Source organism: Cupriavidus sp. SZY C1, assembly GCF_032190535.1.
Lineage (GTDB): Bacteria > Pseudomonadota > Gammaproteobacteria > Burkholderiales > Burkholderiaceae > Cupriavidus > Cupriavidus pauculus_C.
The window spans coordinates 148,744-163,448 of record NZ_JAUANU010000011.1 but is presented as its reverse complement, the minus strand read 5'-3'; the positions used below and the strand labels follow the sequence as shown (position 1 = coordinate 163,448).

Annotated in this window: 15 protein-coding genes; 10 read left to right on the top strand and 5 right to left on the bottom strand. The window is 69.2% G+C overall.

Annotated elements, in window-relative coordinates:
- Positions 1 to 11 precede the first annotated feature (11 nt).
- The 5 genes from QTN24_RS17920 (at position 12) to QTN24_RS17900 (ending at position 4,575) form a co-directional block, all read left to right on the top strand.
- Positions 12 to 749 carry an aspartate/glutamate racemase family protein gene (locus tag QTN24_RS17920; protein ID WP_313838734.1) on the top strand — a complete coding sequence of 246 codons (738 nt, stop codon included), beginning with the start codon at positions 12 to 14 and terminating at the stop codon, positions 747 to 749.
- 150 nt (positions 750 to 899) lie between these two features.
- Positions 900 to 1,655, top strand: coding sequence for a GntR family transcriptional regulator (locus QTN24_RS17915; RefSeq protein WP_172966165.1), 756 nt, complete (start codon positions 900 to 902; stop codon positions 1,653 to 1,655).
- Positions 1,656 to 1,813: 158 nt separating this feature from the next.
- On the top strand, positions 1,814 to 2,503 hold the full coding sequence (locus tag QTN24_RS17910; RefSeq protein ID WP_313838731.1) for a hypothetical protein: 690 nt from the start codon (positions 1,814 to 1,816) through the stop codon (positions 2,501 to 2,503).
- Positions 2,504 to 2,719: 216 nt separating this feature from the next.
- Entirely contained in the window at positions 2,720 to 3,316 is a 597-nt protein-coding gene (locus QTN24_RS17905; protein ID WP_124686748.1) for an RBBP9/YdeN family alpha/beta hydrolase, read from the top strand.
- 95 nt (positions 3,317 to 3,411) lie between these two features.
- Entirely contained in the window at positions 3,412 to 4,575 is a 1,164-nt protein-coding gene (locus QTN24_RS17900) for a porin (protein ID WP_124686070.1), read from the top strand.
- A gap of 121 nt (positions 4,576 to 4,696) precedes the next feature.
- On the opposite strand, the gene QTN24_RS17895 is transcribed toward QTN24_RS17900, so the two are convergent.
- Positions 4,697 to 5,716 (bottom strand): AraC family transcriptional regulator, encoded by a 1,020-nt coding sequence (locus tag QTN24_RS17895; RefSeq protein ID WP_313838728.1) that lies wholly within the window; start codon positions 5,714 to 5,716, stop codon positions 4,697 to 4,699.
- A 117-nt stretch (positions 5,717 to 5,833) separates the two neighbouring features.
- Here QTN24_RS17895 and QTN24_RS17890 point away from each other — a divergent pair, with 117 nt between their 5' ends.
- The 3 genes from QTN24_RS17890 (at position 5,834) to QTN24_RS17880 (ending at position 8,243) form a co-directional block, all read left to right on the top strand.
- Complete coding sequence (locus QTN24_RS17890; protein WP_124686068.1) at positions 5,834 to 6,892, top strand: 3-keto-5-aminohexanoate cleavage protein; 1,059 nt, start codon at positions 5,834 to 5,836, stop codon at positions 6,890 to 6,892.
- Positions 6,893 to 6,918: 26 nt separating this feature from the next.
- Positions 6,919 to 7,125 carry a DUF1289 domain-containing protein gene (locus QTN24_RS17885; protein WP_313838726.1) on the top strand — a complete coding sequence of 69 codons (207 nt, stop codon included), beginning with the start codon at positions 6,919 to 6,921 and terminating at the stop codon, positions 7,123 to 7,125.
- Between the two features lie 140 nt (positions 7,126 to 7,265).
- Positions 7,266 to 8,243, top strand: a complete 978-nt coding sequence (locus QTN24_RS17880; RefSeq protein ID WP_124686066.1) for a tripartite tricarboxylate transporter substrate binding protein — start codon at positions 7,266 to 7,268, stop codon at positions 8,241 to 8,243.
- A gap of 51 nt (positions 8,244 to 8,294) precedes the next feature.
- On the opposite strand, the gene QTN24_RS17875 is transcribed toward QTN24_RS17880, so the two are convergent.
- A complete protein-coding gene (locus QTN24_RS17875; protein ID WP_313838723.1) occupies positions 8,295 to 9,191 on the bottom strand; it encodes a LysR family transcriptional regulator ArgP in 897 nt (298 codons plus the stop codon).
- Between the two features lie 73 nt (positions 9,192 to 9,264).
- Between QTN24_RS17875 and QTN24_RS17870 the strand changes: the two genes are divergently transcribed.
- Positions 9,265 to 9,927, top strand: a complete 663-nt coding sequence (locus QTN24_RS17870) for a LysE family transporter (RefSeq protein ID WP_313838722.1) — start codon at positions 9,265 to 9,267, stop codon at positions 9,925 to 9,927.
- A gap of 69 nt (positions 9,928 to 9,996) precedes the next feature.
- On the opposite strand, the gene QTN24_RS17865 is transcribed toward QTN24_RS17870, so the two are convergent.
- The 3 genes from QTN24_RS17865 to QTN24_RS17855 are packed head-to-tail and all read right to left on the bottom strand — an operon-like array spanning position 9,997 to position 13,509.
- Entirely contained in the window at positions 9,997 to 11,649 is a 1,653-nt protein-coding gene (locus QTN24_RS17865; protein WP_313838721.1) for a fatty acid--CoA ligase, read from the bottom strand.
- Between the two features lie 21 nt (positions 11,650 to 11,670).
- Positions 11,671 to 12,519, bottom strand: a complete 849-nt coding sequence (locus tag QTN24_RS17860) for a TauD/TfdA family dioxygenase (RefSeq protein WP_313838719.1) — start codon at positions 12,517 to 12,519, stop codon at positions 11,671 to 11,673.
- Between the two features lie 9 nt (positions 12,520 to 12,528).
- A complete protein-coding gene (locus QTN24_RS17855) occupies positions 12,529 to 13,509 on the bottom strand; it encodes a quinone oxidoreductase (protein ID WP_313838717.1) in 981 nt (326 codons plus the stop codon).
- A 188-nt stretch (positions 13,510 to 13,697) separates the two neighbouring features.
- Here QTN24_RS17855 and QTN24_RS17850 point away from each other — a divergent pair, with 188 nt between their 5' ends.
- On the top strand, positions 13,698 to 14,699 hold the full coding sequence (locus tag QTN24_RS17850; protein ID WP_313838715.1) for an AraC family transcriptional regulator: 1,002 nt from the start codon (positions 13,698 to 13,700) through the stop codon (positions 14,697 to 14,699).
- The last annotated feature ends 6 nt before the right edge of the window (positions 14,700 to 14,705 follow it).

The window sequence follows — 14,705 nt, the reverse complement described above, 5'->3', positions numbered from 1 at the left end:
TCTCTCCGACCATGAAACTGAAGATCATCAACCCGAACACCACGCAGAGCATGACCGAGAAAATTGGCCAGTGCGCCCGCGCCGTGGCCCAGGCCGATACGCGCATCATCGCGGTCAGCCCGCGCATGGGGCCGGCGTCGATCGAAAGCCACTACGACGAGGCGCTCAGCGTGCCGGGCATCCTGGACGAGATCCTGCTGGGCGAGCGCGAGGGCGTGGACGGCTACGTGATCGCCTGCTTTGGCGACCCCGGCCTCTACGCGGCACGCGAGCTGGCGCGGGGCCCGGTGATCGGCATCGCCGAGGCCGCCATGCACGCGGCCAGCTTCATTGGCACCAGCTTCAGCGTGGTCACCACGCTGTCGCGCACGTGCAATATCGCCTGGCACCTGGCCGAGCGCTACGGCATGGAACGCTTCTGCCGCAACGTGCGCGCCAGCGACCTGCCCGTGCTGGACCTGGAAAAACCGGGCTCCGACGCGCGCCGCATCATCACCGACGCCTGCCGCCAGGCGCTGGCCGAAGACCGCAGCGACTGCATCGTGCTGGGCTGCGCGGGCATGACCGACCTCTGCAAGGAGATCGCCGACGCCATCGGCGCCCCGGTCATCGACGGCGTGACCTGCGCGGTCAAGATGGCCGAAGCGCTGGTCTCCGTCCGCCTGTCCACCAGCAAGCGCGGCGACTGGGCCCGGCCGCTGCCCAAGGCATACGCGGGGATGCTGAGCCAGTATGCGTTGAATGGGTGAGGGCTGTTCGAGCTGTTCTAGCTCTCCTCTCCCGCCTGCGGGAGAGGGGAGCAAGCCAACCCCAAAACCAAGCCCTGCACCATTTTTGTGTACGATATGCACAACTTTTGTCACCACCCGCTGCCCTCGCGGCGGGATATCGTTCCCGAAATGGTCACCCGACGCAAGAAAGCCGCGGACGCCGAACTGCCTGTGCCGCAGGTCAGTGGCGACGCCGTGGCCGCCGACGCCTCCGAATCCTCCGTCAACGAAGGCATCTACCAGGATCTGCTGAACGCGATCATGGAGCACCGGCTGCTGGCCGGCACCAAGCTCGTGGAAGAACGGCTGTGCGAGGTGACCGGCGCCAGCCGCGCGCGGATCCGGCAGGTGTTTGCCCGACTGGCGCACGAGAAGCTGGTGACGCTGGTGCCCAACCGGGGCGCGTTCATTTCCAGCCCCAGCATCGAGGAAGCGCGCCAGGTGTTCCAGGCGCGCCGGCTGGTGGAACCCGAACTGGCCGGCGTGCTGGCCACCACGGCCACGGCGGCGCAGATTCGCGGCCTGCGCCGCCATATCCGCCAGGAGGACGATGCCCGCGCGCGCGGCGACCGCGCCGCCGTGATCCGGCTGTCCGGCGAATTCCACATCGTGCTGGCCGAAATGGCCGGCAACGCGATCCTGGAAAAGCTGATCCGCGAAATGGTGTCGCTGACCTGCCTGATCATCACGCTCTACGACCGTCCGGGCGCTCCGGCCTGCCCCGAGCACGAACACCGCGTGCTCGTGGACGCCATCGAGCAGCGCAACACCGCGCAGGCCCAGGCGACGATGGCCGAGCATCTGGCGCATATCGAAGGCTCGCTGGACCTGACCGTGCGCGAGACCGGCGCGCCCGATTTCTACAGCATCTTCAGCAAGGGCTGAGCCGCCCATCCCCGGCAGGGCCGCCGCCAGACGACGGACCGAATCGTCGCGTGCAGTCAGACTCGGCACAGACACTGAATATGTCACGCCATGACGGGCTTTGACTTCGGCCCCGCGTTGCCTAGAATCAGGACGCCCGCTGCATCGCAGGAGTCTTCATGCAAGCCGTGCTCGCTCACATTCTGCGCAGGAAGCTGTCGTACGCGCAGTTACCGCTGTTCGAGCGCATGCGCGACGAACGCCTGCCCCCGCAGATTCGGCTCGATTTCATGCGCGGCTTTGCGTTCTTCGTCATGGCGTTCGGCGACCTGAACCGCTACCTGCTGCGCCGCGCGCCGCACGGCGATGCGCACCAGGCCAAGGTCAACGCGCACACCTACGAGGACGACCATCACTGGCCCTGGTACCTGGAAGACTTCCGCAAGCTTGGCTGGGACACCACCACGACCACCACCGACGCGCTGCGCACACTCTGGAGCGACGACACCCACCGCTGCCGCGTGCTGATGTACGAGCTGTGCGCCATCGTGGCGCAGGCCCGCGATGGCGCCGAGCGGCTGGCGGTGATCGAGGCCATCGAGGACACCGGCAACGTGCTGTTCTCGCTGACCACGCCCCTGGCCGAGGCCCTGCACCCGAAGCTGGGCGTCGAGCTGCGCTACCTGGGCCCGTTCCACTTTGCGCTGGAATCGGGCCACGCCCAGCACGCCGATCACCGCGCCTTTGCCGCCATCGTGCTCGACGACGCCCGGCGCCAGCACTGCATCGCCCTGGTCGACCGCGTCTTCGACGCCTTCACGGCCTGGACGGATGAAGCGGCCGGCTGGATCGACCGCGCCGCCGCCTAGCGCTTCCGCCACACGGGGCGCCAGCCCCGCCCGCCGCGTGCCGCCCCCGCAACCCCGCCGCCGCCCAGGCCGGCGGGGTTTTCCCGCACTGTCCCGTCAAGCAAAGTAGTTGTCCCGGAAAGTCAAACCGCGCGCCCTCGTTGACCAAATACTTCGTGTCGACGGGCAGCCGGCCGCGCTGGCGTGCCTACCCATCCAGTCACCACGCCATACACGATGTTCCTGTCCCCCGATACCACCGTGCTGATCGTGCCCGGCCTGCGCGATCACGTTGCCGAGCACTGGCAGACGCTGCTCCAGAACGACCTGCTGGCCGCGCGCCAGAAGGTGGCCGCCGTGCCGCCGCTCGATCACGACAAGCTCAGCTGTGCCGCTCGCATGGTCGCGCTCGACAAGGCGCTGCTGGCCATCGACGGCCCTGTGCTGCTGGCCTGCCACAGCGCCGGCGTGATGATCGCCGCGCACTGGGCGCGCCACCTGTACCACCGCGTGCCGCAGGGCAAGGTGATCGGCGCGTTGCTGGCCACGCCGGCCGACCTGGAAACCCCGCTGCCGGCCGGCTATCCGGACCGCACCTCGCTGGAATTCGGTGGCTGGCTGCCGATCCCGCGCGAGCCGCTGCCGTTCCCGACGATCGTGGCCGCCAGCCGCAACGACCCGCTGGCCAGCTACGAGCGCGCGGCCGGCATGGCGTGCGACTGGGGCAGCGAACTGGTCGACCTGGGCAAGGTCGGCCACCTGAATCCGGCCGCGGGCTTCGGCCCTTGGCCCGGCGCGACAGAGCTGCTGGCGCGGCTGCAACGCCGCCGTTGAGCGCCAGCCGGCGCGCGCCTTACCGCAGTACCGATTCCGACGGGAAGTACCGCTGCAACACGCAAACACGACAACAGAAGAGAGGAGACAGTTTCATGAAGCTCAAGGGCATGGTCATTGCCGCATCGCTGGCCGGCGCGGGCAGCGCTTTCGCGCAGTCCAACGTCACGCTGTACGGCGTGGCGGACATCAACATCGAATACGCCAACCACGTGGGCAACATCCCGACGGCGGCCAACGGGTTCAATCCCGGTCCGTCCAACAAGGTCTACCGCATGGATTCGGGCGGCCTGGCCGGGTCGCGCTGGGGCCTGCGCGGCACCGAGGACCTGGGCGGCGGCGTGAAGAGCGTGTTCGTGCTGGAAAGCGGCTTCAGCCTGGACAACGGCACGCTGCAGCAGAGCGGGCGACTGTTCGGCCGCCAGGCGTTCATCGGCGTCACCAAGGCCGGCATCGGGCAACTGAGCCTGGGCCGCCAGTACACGTCGATGTTCGAGGCCCTGGCCAATTTCTCGCCAACCGCCTACGCCACGCAGTACGAGCCGGTGGTGCTCCAGTCGGGCGCCAACTTCCGCGAGGACAACACGGTCAAGTACACGGGCCAGTTCGGCCCCGTCACCGCGCTGGCGCACTGGTCGTTCGGCACCGGCCTGGCGCTGCCGGCATCGGTGGGCATTCCCACGCCGATCGGCGGCAACGGCGAGGTGCCGGGCGCGTTCCGCCGCGACACCGCCTACGGTGCCGCCGTGGCCTACGCCAGCGGTCCGCTGGGCCTGACCGTCGGCTACGACCAGTGGAACCCGACCATCGGCACCAGCAGCGGCACCATGCGCAAGGCCGTGGTGGGCGCCAGCTACACGTTCAGCAACGTTGCCAAGATCATGGGCGGCTACCGCTGGGGCCAGAACAAGAACGCGGCCGGCGCGGTGATCCAGCGCGACGACTACTACTGGATCGGCGCCAACTACCAGGTCACGCCGGCCGTGGGCCTGACGCTGGCCTACCACTACGACGACATGAAGAACCTGTTCGGCACCAACGCCCCGAACCCGTGGCAGGTGGCGTTCGTGGCGAACTACACGTTCTCCAAGCGCACGGACGTCTACCTGTCCACGGCCTATGCGAAGAACGCCGGGTTGATGCTGGAATCGCTGGGCACCGTCTACGCCAACAGCCTGTCGCTGGGCAACAGCTACGCGCTGGCCAACGGCCAGAGCAACATGCTGGGCGTGGCGCTCGGCATCCGCCACAAGTTCTGACCGCGCAGCGAACCGGCGCCGTCCGGGCGGGGTGGCCGCATACCCGTCCGGCCGGGCGGCGCCGGGGCTTCGTTGGCCACGCAGGCACCCGCCCGCGTGGCCCTTTTTCGTTCGTCGTCCGTCAGCCTGTCGCGTCCGCGCCGTCGGCGTGCTGGGCGCGCCATTTCGACACGCTGCAGCCAAACTGCACGCCAAACCAGCGCGAGAACGCGCTCAGCGACGAGAACCCCAGCAGCGTCGCCACCTCCGACAACGGCCGCGCCCGGTTCTCGATGTAGCGCGTGGCCAGCCCCGCACGCGCATCGTTGACGATGGCCGAGTACGTGGTGCCCTCCTGCTCCAGCCAGCGGTGCACGGTGCGGCGGTCCACGCCAAGCTGCTGCGCCACGCGATCCACCGAACACATGCCGCTGGGCAGCAGCGCATGCACCAGCTTGCGCACCTTGTCGGCCATGCTGGTGTTCGACTGCGCCAGCAGCGTGCCAAGGTAGCGCTTCACCTGCTGCGCCATCACCGGGTCATACGACGGCAGCGGCGCCTCCAGGTCGCGCGCCACGCAGACGATGCCATCGAAATCCTGGTTGTAGAGCGCCGGCATGCCGAACACGCGCTGGCAGGCCGCCTGGCTTTCCGGCGGTGCATGCGTGAAGCAGATGCTGCGCGGCCGCCACGCCGGGCCCAGGAACAGCGTGAGCATGCGATACATCACCCCCGCCGCCAGCTCGGTGGCCTGGCGCAGCCGGCCCGGCACGTCGCCCAGCATCTGCAGCCGGATCAGCACCAGCCCGTCGGCTTCTTCCACCCGCATCGCCAGCGCCTCGTTCTGCAGGCTCATGTGCCGCACCATCGATTCCAGCGCGCGCCGCAGCGTGGGCTCCTCGCGCACCACGAACGCCAGCGGGCCCAGGTTCGAGAACGGCCGCAGCTCGGCCATGCGCAGCCCGAAATCATCAACGTGCGCCGCGCTGGCCGACGCCTCCAGCAGCCGGCCCACGTGCGCGGCCGGAATGCGGATATCGGGGTCCAGCAGCGCGTTGCGGCTGATGCGTGCCGCGCGCAGCATCTGGTGCGGATCGAGCCCCACGGCCCGCGCCACATCCACGTAGTTGGTAAGGCTGGCACTGCGCAGAAAGTAGGACATCGTGTTTTCCCTGACTGTCCCGAAATGTAAATCGAGCGTCCCGGAGCGTCAAATTGCCGCCCTGTGTTGGCCGATACTTCAGGCACTGGATACGCACCGACCAAACAAGGAGACGACATGCAATTCCTCGACGATTCCCTGCACCCCGAGAACATGGACAAGGTGGTCATCACCGTGGCCCCGTACGGCCCCGAGTGGATGCCCGAGGACTTCCCGGAAGACATCCCCGTGACGATGGAAGAGCAGGTGCAGAAGGCCGTGGACTGCTACCAGGCCGGCGCCACCGTGCTGCACCTGCACGTGCGCGAGCTGGACGGCAAGGGGTCCAAGCGCCTGTCCAAGTTCAACGAGCTGATTGCCGGCGTGCGCGAGGCCGTGCCCGACATGATCATCCAGGTGGGCGGCTCCATCTCGTTCGCGCCCGAGGACGAGGGCCAGGCCGCCGTGTGGCTGTCGGACGACACGCGCCACATGCTGGCCGACCTGACGCCCGCGCCGGACCAGGTGACCGTGGCCATCAACACCACGCAGATGAACATCATGGAGCTGCTGTACCCCGAATACCTGGCGGGCACGTCGCTGTCCAACCCGGCGTTCATCGAGGCGTACCGCGAGATGACCGTGCCGGCCGGCCCGGGCTGGGTGGAGGAACACCTGCGCCGCCTGTCGGCCGCTGGCATCCAGCCGCATTTCCAGCTCACCGGCATCCACGCGCTCGAAACGCTGGAGCGCATGGTGCGCGCCGGCGCCTACATGGGCCCGCTGAACCTGACGTGGATCGGCATCGGCGGCGGCTTTGACGGCCCCAACCCGTTCAATTTCTTCAACTTCATCCATCGCGCGCCGGACGGCTGCACGCTGACCGCCGAGTCGCTGCTCAAGAACGTGCTGCCGTTCAACATGATGGCGATGGCCATGGGCCTGCACCCGCGCTGCGGCATCGAGGACACGATCATCGACCAGCACGGCCGGCGCATGACGTCCGTGCAGCAGATCCAGCAGTGCGTGCGCGTGGCGCATGAACTGGGCCGCGAGATTGCCACCGGCAAGGAAGCGCGCGAGATCTACCGCATCGGCACGTGGTACGACAGTGTGGACGAGACGCTGGCTGCGCACGGCATGCTGCCGAACCGCCAGGCCGGCCAGAAGAACCTGCCGCTGCGCCGCGCCGCCTGACGCGGGCCACTGCACGCACCATCGCCATGACGCAGTCCGTCCCGCCCCGCCCGGCCAATCCCTGCATCAACATCTGCCGCATGGACGCGGCACGCCGTTACTGCCAGGGATGCGGCCGCACCTCGACCGAGATCGGCCTCTGGGACGGCATGACCGATGCCCAGCGCGCCTTCGTGCTGGCCGCGCTGCCGGCCCGGCGCGGGCGCTGGGCCGGGCCGTCCGGCAAGCCCTGACGGCCCGGAACGCCCCGGACGCCCGCGCCGGGGCCGCTTTCACCGGACCTGCCGATTTCACGCCACGACACTACCCTCTACCGCCGCACGTGGGCAGGTCCGGACCTTTACACCCTACAAGACCTATATTGGAGACACAGATGCCCAACCACCCTGCCCGATTCCTCCTGCGCCGCGCCACGCTGGCGGCGCTGCTGACCCTGGCGATGCCTGCCGCGATGGCATGGACCACCAAGCCCGTGCGCGTGCTGGTGCCCGCCCCGGCCGGCGGCACCATGGACGTCATGGCGCGCCTGCTGGCCGAGCAGCTTTCCGCCGACCTGGGCCAGCCCGTGGTCGTCGACAACAAGCCCGGCGGGGGCGGGGCCATCGCCATCAACACCATGCTGGCCGCGCCGGCCGACGGCCATACCGTGATGGTCACCGCCACCAACGTGCTGACCGAGGTGCCGCAAGTCCAGAAAACGCCGTACGACACGATGAAGGACATCCGGCCGCTGGCGGCCGTCGGCCGCTCGCGCATGGTGCTGGTGGGCACGCCCAACTTGCCGGCCAAGGACCTCAAGAGCCTGATCGCCTACGCCAAGGCCAATCCCGGCAAGCTCAGCTTCGCGTCGTACAGCGCCGGCACGGCGTCGCACTACGCCGGCGCGATCCTGAACCAGGAGGCCGGCATGGACTTGCAGCACGTGCCGTTCCCCGGCTCGGGCCCGGCGCTCACGCAGGTCATGGGCGGCCAGATCCCGCTGATGTATGACGGCATGGTCACGTCGCTGCCGATGATCCGCGCGGGCAAGCTCCAGCCGTACGCGGTGGCGTCGAAGACCCGCTCGCCGCTGCTGCCGCAGGTGCCGACCTTCGCCGAGCAGGGCTATCCCGACATCGACTTCAGCAACTGGGTGGGCGTGATCGCATCGGCACAGGTGCCGGCCGACGTGGCGCAGAAGATCCAGGGCGCGGTCTACAAGGCGGCGGCCAATCCCAAGGTCCGCCAGCGGCTGGAGGCGCTGGGCTACGAGCCGATGCCGGCCCAGTCGCTGCAGGACCTGAACCAGTCGCTGCACGCCGAGTTCGACCGCAACGCCGGCATCGTCAAGACCTTCCACATCAAGCCGTAACGGCGCCGCCGGGGCCATTGCTCCAGCTTGCCACGCCGCGCTACGCGTCCGTCACAGCGGCAGCAGCGCGCGGCGGGCGGCGGCCAGCACCTCGTTGCCCAGCCCCTCCAGCAGTGCCGATGCCGCGCGCGCATGCTGCCAGTGCAGCGCCACGTCCAGCGGCGTCGCCGGCACCAGTTCCACCAGCGTGCCGCGCTTCAGGTGCGGCGCGATCATCGACTGGGGATGCATGCCCCAGCCCATGCCGGCCAGCGCCGCCGTCACGAACGCGTGCGACGACGGCAGCATATGCCGCGGCAGCGCCACCGTCCGGTGGCACAGCCGGCTGGCCCAGCGCGCCTGCAGTTCGTCCTTGCCGTTGAAGACCAGGCTCGGCGCGCTGGCCAGGCTGCCGGCGCCCACCCCATCCGGGAAATAGCGCGCCATGAACGCCGGGCTGGCCGCCGCCACGTAGCGCATCGCCCCGAGCGGCCGGCTGTTGCAGCCCGCCGCCGGCCGCGCCGTGGCGGTCACGGCGGCCAGCACTGCGCCGCTGCGCAGCCACTCGGTCGTATGGTCCTGGTCGTCGACCGACACATCCATCAGCACCGCGTGCCGCGCCGCGAACGTGGCCAGCGGATCGGCCAGCCACGTCGCCAGGCTGTCGGCATTGACCGCCACCGGCAGCGGCACGCGCGACGTGCCGTCGGGCGCCAACGCGGGCAGCGCATCGTGCAATTCCTGTTCGAGCAGCCGCACATGGTCCACGTGCTGGCACAGCCGGCGCCCGGTCTCGGTGGCGCGGCATGGCGTGTCGCGGATCACCAGCGCGCAGCCCACGCGTTCCTCCAGCATGCGGATGCGCTGCGAAATGGCCGAAGGGGTCACGTGCAGCGCCCGGGCGGCGCGCTCGAAGCTGCCCTCGCGCACCACGGCGGCCAGCGCGGACAGCGCGGCGTAGTCGAGCATGATTTAGCCTGGCTAATGTGGATGAAGATTGTTTAGTTTGTCTTCACGGCGCCACGATGGCAAGCTGCGCGCCATGCTAGCCATCGCCGCCACCCCATCTCCCGGCCTCGCCGTCCTGTTCCAGGGCCTGGCACTGAGCCTCGGCCTGATCGTCGCCATCGGCGCCCAGAATGCGTTCGTGCTGCGCCAGGGCCTGCGGCGCGAGCACGTGGGCAGCGTGGTGCTGCTGTGTGCGCTGGCCGACGCGCTGCTGATCGCCGCCGGCGTGATGGGCATGGCCCAGGCGCTGGGGGACCGCCCCGCGCTGGCGGCCACGCTGGCGCTCGCGGGCGCCGTCTTCCTGGCGTACTACGGCTGGCGCGCGTGGCGCCGCGCGCGGCAGCAGCACGCGATGCAGACCGCGCAGGCCGCCGGCAACGCCAGCCGTGGCGCGGTACTGGCCCAGGCGCTGGCCTTCACGCTGCTCAATCCCCACGTCTACCTGGACACCGTGCTGCTGGTGGGCAGCATCGGCGCCCAGCATCCCGCGCCGATGCGCACATGGTTCGTGGCCGGCGCCAGTTGCGGCAGCCTGTTGTGGTTCGGCGCGCTGGGCTTTGGCGCGCGCTGGCTGGCGCCGTGGTTTGCCAGCCAGCGCGCGTGGCAGGTGCTGGACCGGCTGATTGGCGTCACGATGCTGGTGCTGGCCGCGCTGCTGGCCCACCACGCGCTGGGCGCGTTCCGGACGCTGGCCTGACCGGCCCGCGCCAATAAAAAAACCGCCCGGCTGGCCGGGCGGCATCCAAGTTTCCCTTTCCTTCTCGCCTCAGGCTGCCTTGCGTTCCCGCAGCAGCTTCTTGTCAATCTTGCCGACGCTGGTCTTGGGAATCGCCGCCACAAAGGCGATCCGGTCCGATTCGGGCACCGCAAACTTGCTGAGCCGCTGCGTTGCCACATGGTCCAGCAGCGCCGTGCGGATCTGCTGCGCGTCCACCTCCACGCCCGCCTGCCGCACCACGTAGGCCATCGGCCGCTCGCCCCAGCGCGCATCGGGCACGCCGATCACCGCGCATTCCTGCACGCCCGGCACCTGCGTCACGAGGTTCTCGATCTCGATCGACGACACCCATTCGCCGCCCGTCTTGATCACGTCCTTGAGCCGGTCGACGATCTGCACGAAGCCGTCCGGCCCCATCACCGCCACGTCCTGCGTGTGCAGGTAGCCATCGGCCCACAGCTCCTCCGACGCCGACGGCTTGCGGAAGTACGACTTCGTCAGGTACGGCGCGCGCAGCACGATCTCGCCCTGCGCCTTGCCGTCGTGCGGCACCTCGCGCATGTCGGGGCCGACGACGCGGAAGTCCGCCAGCGGCACCGGCCGGCCCGTGGCGCAGCGCAGCGCCACTTCTTCCTCGCGGCTGCCCGCCACGTAGCCCGGCGGCAACTGCGCCAGCGCCACGATCGGGCCGGTCTCGGACATGCCGTAGCCGGCAAAGATGTCGATGCCGCGCGCCAGCGCCGCCTCGCACAGCACCGGCGGCAGGGCCGAACCGCCGATGATCATCTTCCAGCCCCACAGGTTGTGCTGCCCTTCGCCGGCCGCCTGCAGCAGCATCTGCAGGATCGTCGGCACGCAGTGCGAGAACGTCACCTTCTCCGCCTCGCGCAGCGCCAGCAGCGCGGTCGGCACGTAGCGGCCCGGCAGCACCGTGCGCAGGCCGAGCATGATGGCCACGTACGGCATGCCCCACGCCATCACGTGGAACATCGGCGTAATCGGCATGTACACGTCTTCCCGGTGCATGCGCTGGCCTTCGCGCGGCGCGCACAGGCTGGTGGCCGCCGTCAGCGTGTGCAGCACGATGTCGCGGTGGCTGTAGCAGACGCCCTTGGGGTCGCCCGTGGTGCCTGTGGTGTAGAACGTGGTGGCCTTGGTGCGCTCGTCGAAGTCCGGAAAGTCGTAGCCGTCCGGCGCGGCGGCCAGCATGGCCTCGTACTCGCCGTCGAATGCCAGCGGGCCCGGCGGCACGTCCTGCCCGTCGGCCATCAGCACCAGGCGCGGCTGGCGCACCAGCCCGTCGCTTATCTGCGCCAGCACGGGCAGGAAGTCCGGATGCACCAGCACCACGTCGGCGCCCGCGTCGTTGAGCGTGTACAGGATCTGCTGCGGCGACAGCCGCACGTTCACCGTGAACAGCGTGGCGCCCATCATCGGCACGCCGAAGTAGCACTCCAGGTAGCGATGGCTGTCCCAGTCCATCACGGCCACGGTGCTGCCATGGCGCACGCCCAGCGACGCCAGCGCGCCAGCCAGCCGGCCCAGCCGCGCGTGAAAGTCGCGGTACGTGTAGCGCATCTCGCCCCGGTAGCTGATCTCCTGGTCGCCATACAGGCTCATCGCGTTGGTCAGCAGCTGCTTGACCAGCAGCGGGTAGGCGTATGCCGAAGGGGTCGTCACGACGAGATTCTGGTCTCTCATGCCTGTGTTTCCTTTCAAACTTCAGTAAGGCACGCTGCCGATGATGCCGGCGCGCTCCATCTTGCGGTGGCACGGCGCGTAGTCCATCACCGCGTAGTGCTGGGTGGCCGTGTTGTCCCAGATCGCCACACTGTTCGGTTCCCAGCGCCAGCGCACCTGGAACTCGGGGATGTACGCCTGCGACACCAGGTAGCGCAGCAGGTCGGCCGCGCCGGGGTTGGCGTCCTGGCCGAACCGCACGCGCCCGGGCGTGTGGTAGTTGGTGAAATGCGTGGTGAAGCCGTTCACGTAGAGCACCTTCTCGCCGGTGTCGGGATGGGTCCGCACCACAGGGTGCTCGGCGTCGGGGTACTGGGCCTTCAGCGCCAGCCGCTTCTCGATCGGCATGGCCGCGCCAAAGCTGGCCTCGATGCTGTGGCGCGCGCGCAGGTCGGCAATCTGGGCCTTCACCGTGTCAGGCAGCCGCTCGTAGGCCAGCGCCATGTTGGCCCACATCGTGTCGCCGCCCACGGGCGGGCATTCCACGCAGCGCAGCACCGCGCCAAACTGCGGCGCCTCGCGCCACGTGGTGTCGGCATGCCAGCAGTTCTCGTAGCGGTCGTTCGGCTGGTCGGGCGACTTGTAGATGCGTACCAGGCCCGGATGCTCGGGGTCGCTGCCGGCCACCGGGTGGTCTTCCAGCTCGCCAAAGCGGCGCGCAAACGCCACGTGCTCGGCGCGGCTGAACTGCTGGTTGCGCAGGAACAGCACGCGGTGCTTCAGCAGCAGCGCGCGGATCTCGCCAAACAGGTCGTCGCTGCGGACGGCATCGGCCAGGTCCACGCCCTGCAGCTCGGCGCCCAGGGCACAGCTCAGTTGTCGGACTTGCATGGCGGCTCCTTAGATGACGAAGATCGACGAACCCGTGGTCTTGCGCGACTCCAGGTCCCGGTGGGCCTGCACCGCGTCCTGCAGCGCGTAGCGCTGGTGGATCTCGATGCGGATGCGGCCGCCGCCCACGTGGTCGAACAGCTCGCCGGCCAGCTCGGCCTTCTCGGCCGGATCGGCGATGTAGTCGGCCAGCGCGGGACGGGTCACGTAGACCGATCCCTTCATCGCCAGCAGCACCGGGTCGAACGGCGGCACGGGGCCCGACGCCGTGCCCACGCACACCAGCAGGCCGCGCCGCTTGAGCGAATCCAGCGACGCCATGAAGGTGCTCTTGCCCACGCTGTCGAACACCACGTTGGCGCCCACGCCATCGGTAATCTCGCGCACGCGGGCCGCCACGTCCTCGTGGCTGTAGTTGATGATGTGCTGGCAGCCATGGGCGCGCGCCACCTCGCCCTTTTCCTCGGTGGAAACGGTGCCGATCACGTTCAGCCCCAGCAGGCGCGCCCACTGCGACACGATCAGCCCCACGCCGCCGGCCGCCGCGTGCAGCAGGATCGTGTCGCCCTTGCGGAACGTGTGGATGCGGCGCATCAGGTAGGCCGACGTCAGCCCGCGCATGGTCATGGCCGCGGCGGTCTCGAAGCCGATGCTTTCCGGCAGCCGGATCAGCGGCGCGGCCGGCACCAGGCGCTCGGTGCTGTACGCGCCCAGCGTGTTGACAAAGCCGGTGTAGGTCACGCGGTCGCCCACGGCCACGTTGGTCACGCCCGGGCCGATGGCCTGCACCACGCCTGCCGCCTCGACGCCCATGCCGGCCGGCAGCGGCACGGGATAGGTACCGTTGCGGAAGTACGTGTCCGCGTAGTTGAGGCCCACCGCCACGTGGCGGATGCGGACCTGGCCGGCACCCGGCTCGCCCACTTCCGCGTCTTCGTAGCGAAGCACCTCGGGCCCGCCGGTTTCATACATGCGCACTGCCTTTGCCATGGGGATCGTCTCCAGATTCGGCTGGCGGCACGATCTGCGCCGCCATGTCGACAATCTAGAAGCGCGCGGCCCCCGCTGCTTTGCACGGCCATCCAGCGACTTTGCATTTCATGCCACGGCCACCTATCATCGCGGCAACGATGCGCCGCGGCCACGCATGCGGCGCACGTCCCAACAGGAGACCCCCCGTGAAAACCCTGGTGCGCGCGGCCGCGCTGACCAACTTCTTCGACGTCGCGCGCGACCTCGGCATCAACCCGCTGCCGCTGCTGCGCGGCGCGCGCCTGACCCAGGCGCTGCTGACCGATCCGGAGCAGCGCATTCCCGCCGAAGCCTGCGCCGCACTGCTGGAAAGTGCCGCCCAGGCCGCCACGTGCCCGACCTTCGGCCTGCGCATGGCGGAATCGCGCCAGCTTTCGGATTTCGGCGTGATGAGCCTGCTGATCAGCCAGCAGGCCACGCTGCGCGACGCGCTGGAGACGATCATCCGCTACCGTCACCTGGTCAACGAGTCGGTGGCGATCCTGCTGGAGACGACCGGCCGGGTGGCGGTGATCCGCCAGGAAGTGGTGCTCGATACGCCGTCTCGGCAGGCCACGGAACTGGCCATCGGCGTGGTGTTCCGGCTCTGCCGCGCGCTGCTGGGGCCGCAGTGGCATCCGGTCGGCGTGCACTTCACGCACACGGCGCCGCTGGACACGCAGGTGCATCGCCGGCTGTTCGGCCGCCCGCTGGCGTTCGGCAGCGAATTCAACGGCATCGTCTGCGCGGCGGAAGACCTGTCGGCGCCCAATCCCACCGGCAACCCGGCCATGGCGCGCCACGCAGAGCGGGTGGTGGAAACGCTGCCGCGCGTCAACGATGCCTCCATCGGGCGCGAAGTCCGCAATGCCGTCTACCTGATGCTGCCGATGGGCCGCGCCACCGCCGACGCCGTAGCGCAGGGCCTGGGACTGAGCCTGCGCACGATGCAGCGCCAGCTCGACGCGTCGGGCGAGTCGTTCACCGACATCGTCAACACGGTGCGGCGCGACCTGGCGCTGCGCTACGTCGCCAATCCCGACTATTCGCTGCTGCGCGTGTCGGGGCTGCTGGGCTACGGCTCGGCGGCGTCGTTCTCGCGCTGGTTCTCCGCGCAGTTCGGCGAGGCGCCGATTGCGTGGCGCCGGCGCCATGGCGGACGGCCCTGATGCAGC

What these genes read in the sequence shown, in the direction of transcription:
- QTN24_RS17920 (WP_313838734.1), top strand. Translation starts at nt 12, where the DNA reads ATGAAACTGAAGATCATCAACCCGAACACCACGCAGAGCATGACCGAG.
- QTN24_RS17915 (WP_172966165.1), top strand. Translation starts at nt 900, where the DNA reads ATGGTCACCCGACGCAAGAAAGCCGCGGACGCCGAACTGCCTGTGCCG.
- QTN24_RS17910 (WP_313838731.1), top strand. Translation starts at nt 1,814, where the DNA reads ATGCAAGCCGTGCTCGCTCACATTCTGCGCAGGAAGCTGTCGTACGCG.
- QTN24_RS17905 (WP_124686748.1), top strand. Translation starts at nt 2,720, where the DNA reads ATGTTCCTGTCCCCCGATACCACCGTGCTGATCGTGCCCGGCCTGCGC.
- QTN24_RS17900 (WP_124686070.1), top strand. Translation starts at nt 3,412, where the DNA reads ATGAAGCTCAAGGGCATGGTCATTGCCGCATCGCTGGCCGGCGCGGGC.
- QTN24_RS17895 (WP_313838728.1), bottom strand. Translation starts at nt 5,716, where the DNA reads ATGTCCTACTTTCTGCGCAGTGCCAGCCTTACCAACTACGTGGATGTG.
- QTN24_RS17890 (WP_124686068.1), top strand. Translation starts at nt 5,834, where the DNA reads ATGCAATTCCTCGACGATTCCCTGCACCCCGAGAACATGGACAAGGTG.
- QTN24_RS17885 (WP_313838726.1), top strand. Translation starts at nt 6,919, where the DNA reads ATGACGCAGTCCGTCCCGCCCCGCCCGGCCAATCCCTGCATCAACATC.
- QTN24_RS17880 (WP_124686066.1), top strand. Translation starts at nt 7,266, where the DNA reads ATGCCCAACCACCCTGCCCGATTCCTCCTGCGCCGCGCCACGCTGGCG.
- QTN24_RS17875 (WP_313838723.1), bottom strand. Translation starts at nt 9,191, where the DNA reads ATGCTCGACTACGCCGCGCTGTCCGCGCTGGCCGCCGTGGTGCGCGAG.
- QTN24_RS17870 (WP_313838722.1), top strand. Translation starts at nt 9,265, where the DNA reads ATGCTAGCCATCGCCGCCACCCCATCTCCCGGCCTCGCCGTCCTGTTC.
- QTN24_RS17865 (WP_313838721.1), bottom strand. Translation starts at nt 11,649, where the DNA reads ATGAGAGACCAGAATCTCGTCGTGACGACCCCTTCGGCATACGCCTAC.
- QTN24_RS17860 (WP_313838719.1), bottom strand. Translation starts at nt 12,519, where the DNA reads ATGCAAGTCCGACAACTGAGCTGTGCCCTGGGCGCCGAGCTGCAGGGC.
- QTN24_RS17855 (WP_313838717.1), bottom strand. Translation starts at nt 13,509, where the DNA reads ATGGCAAAGGCAGTGCGCATGTATGAAACCGGCGGGCCCGAGGTGCTT.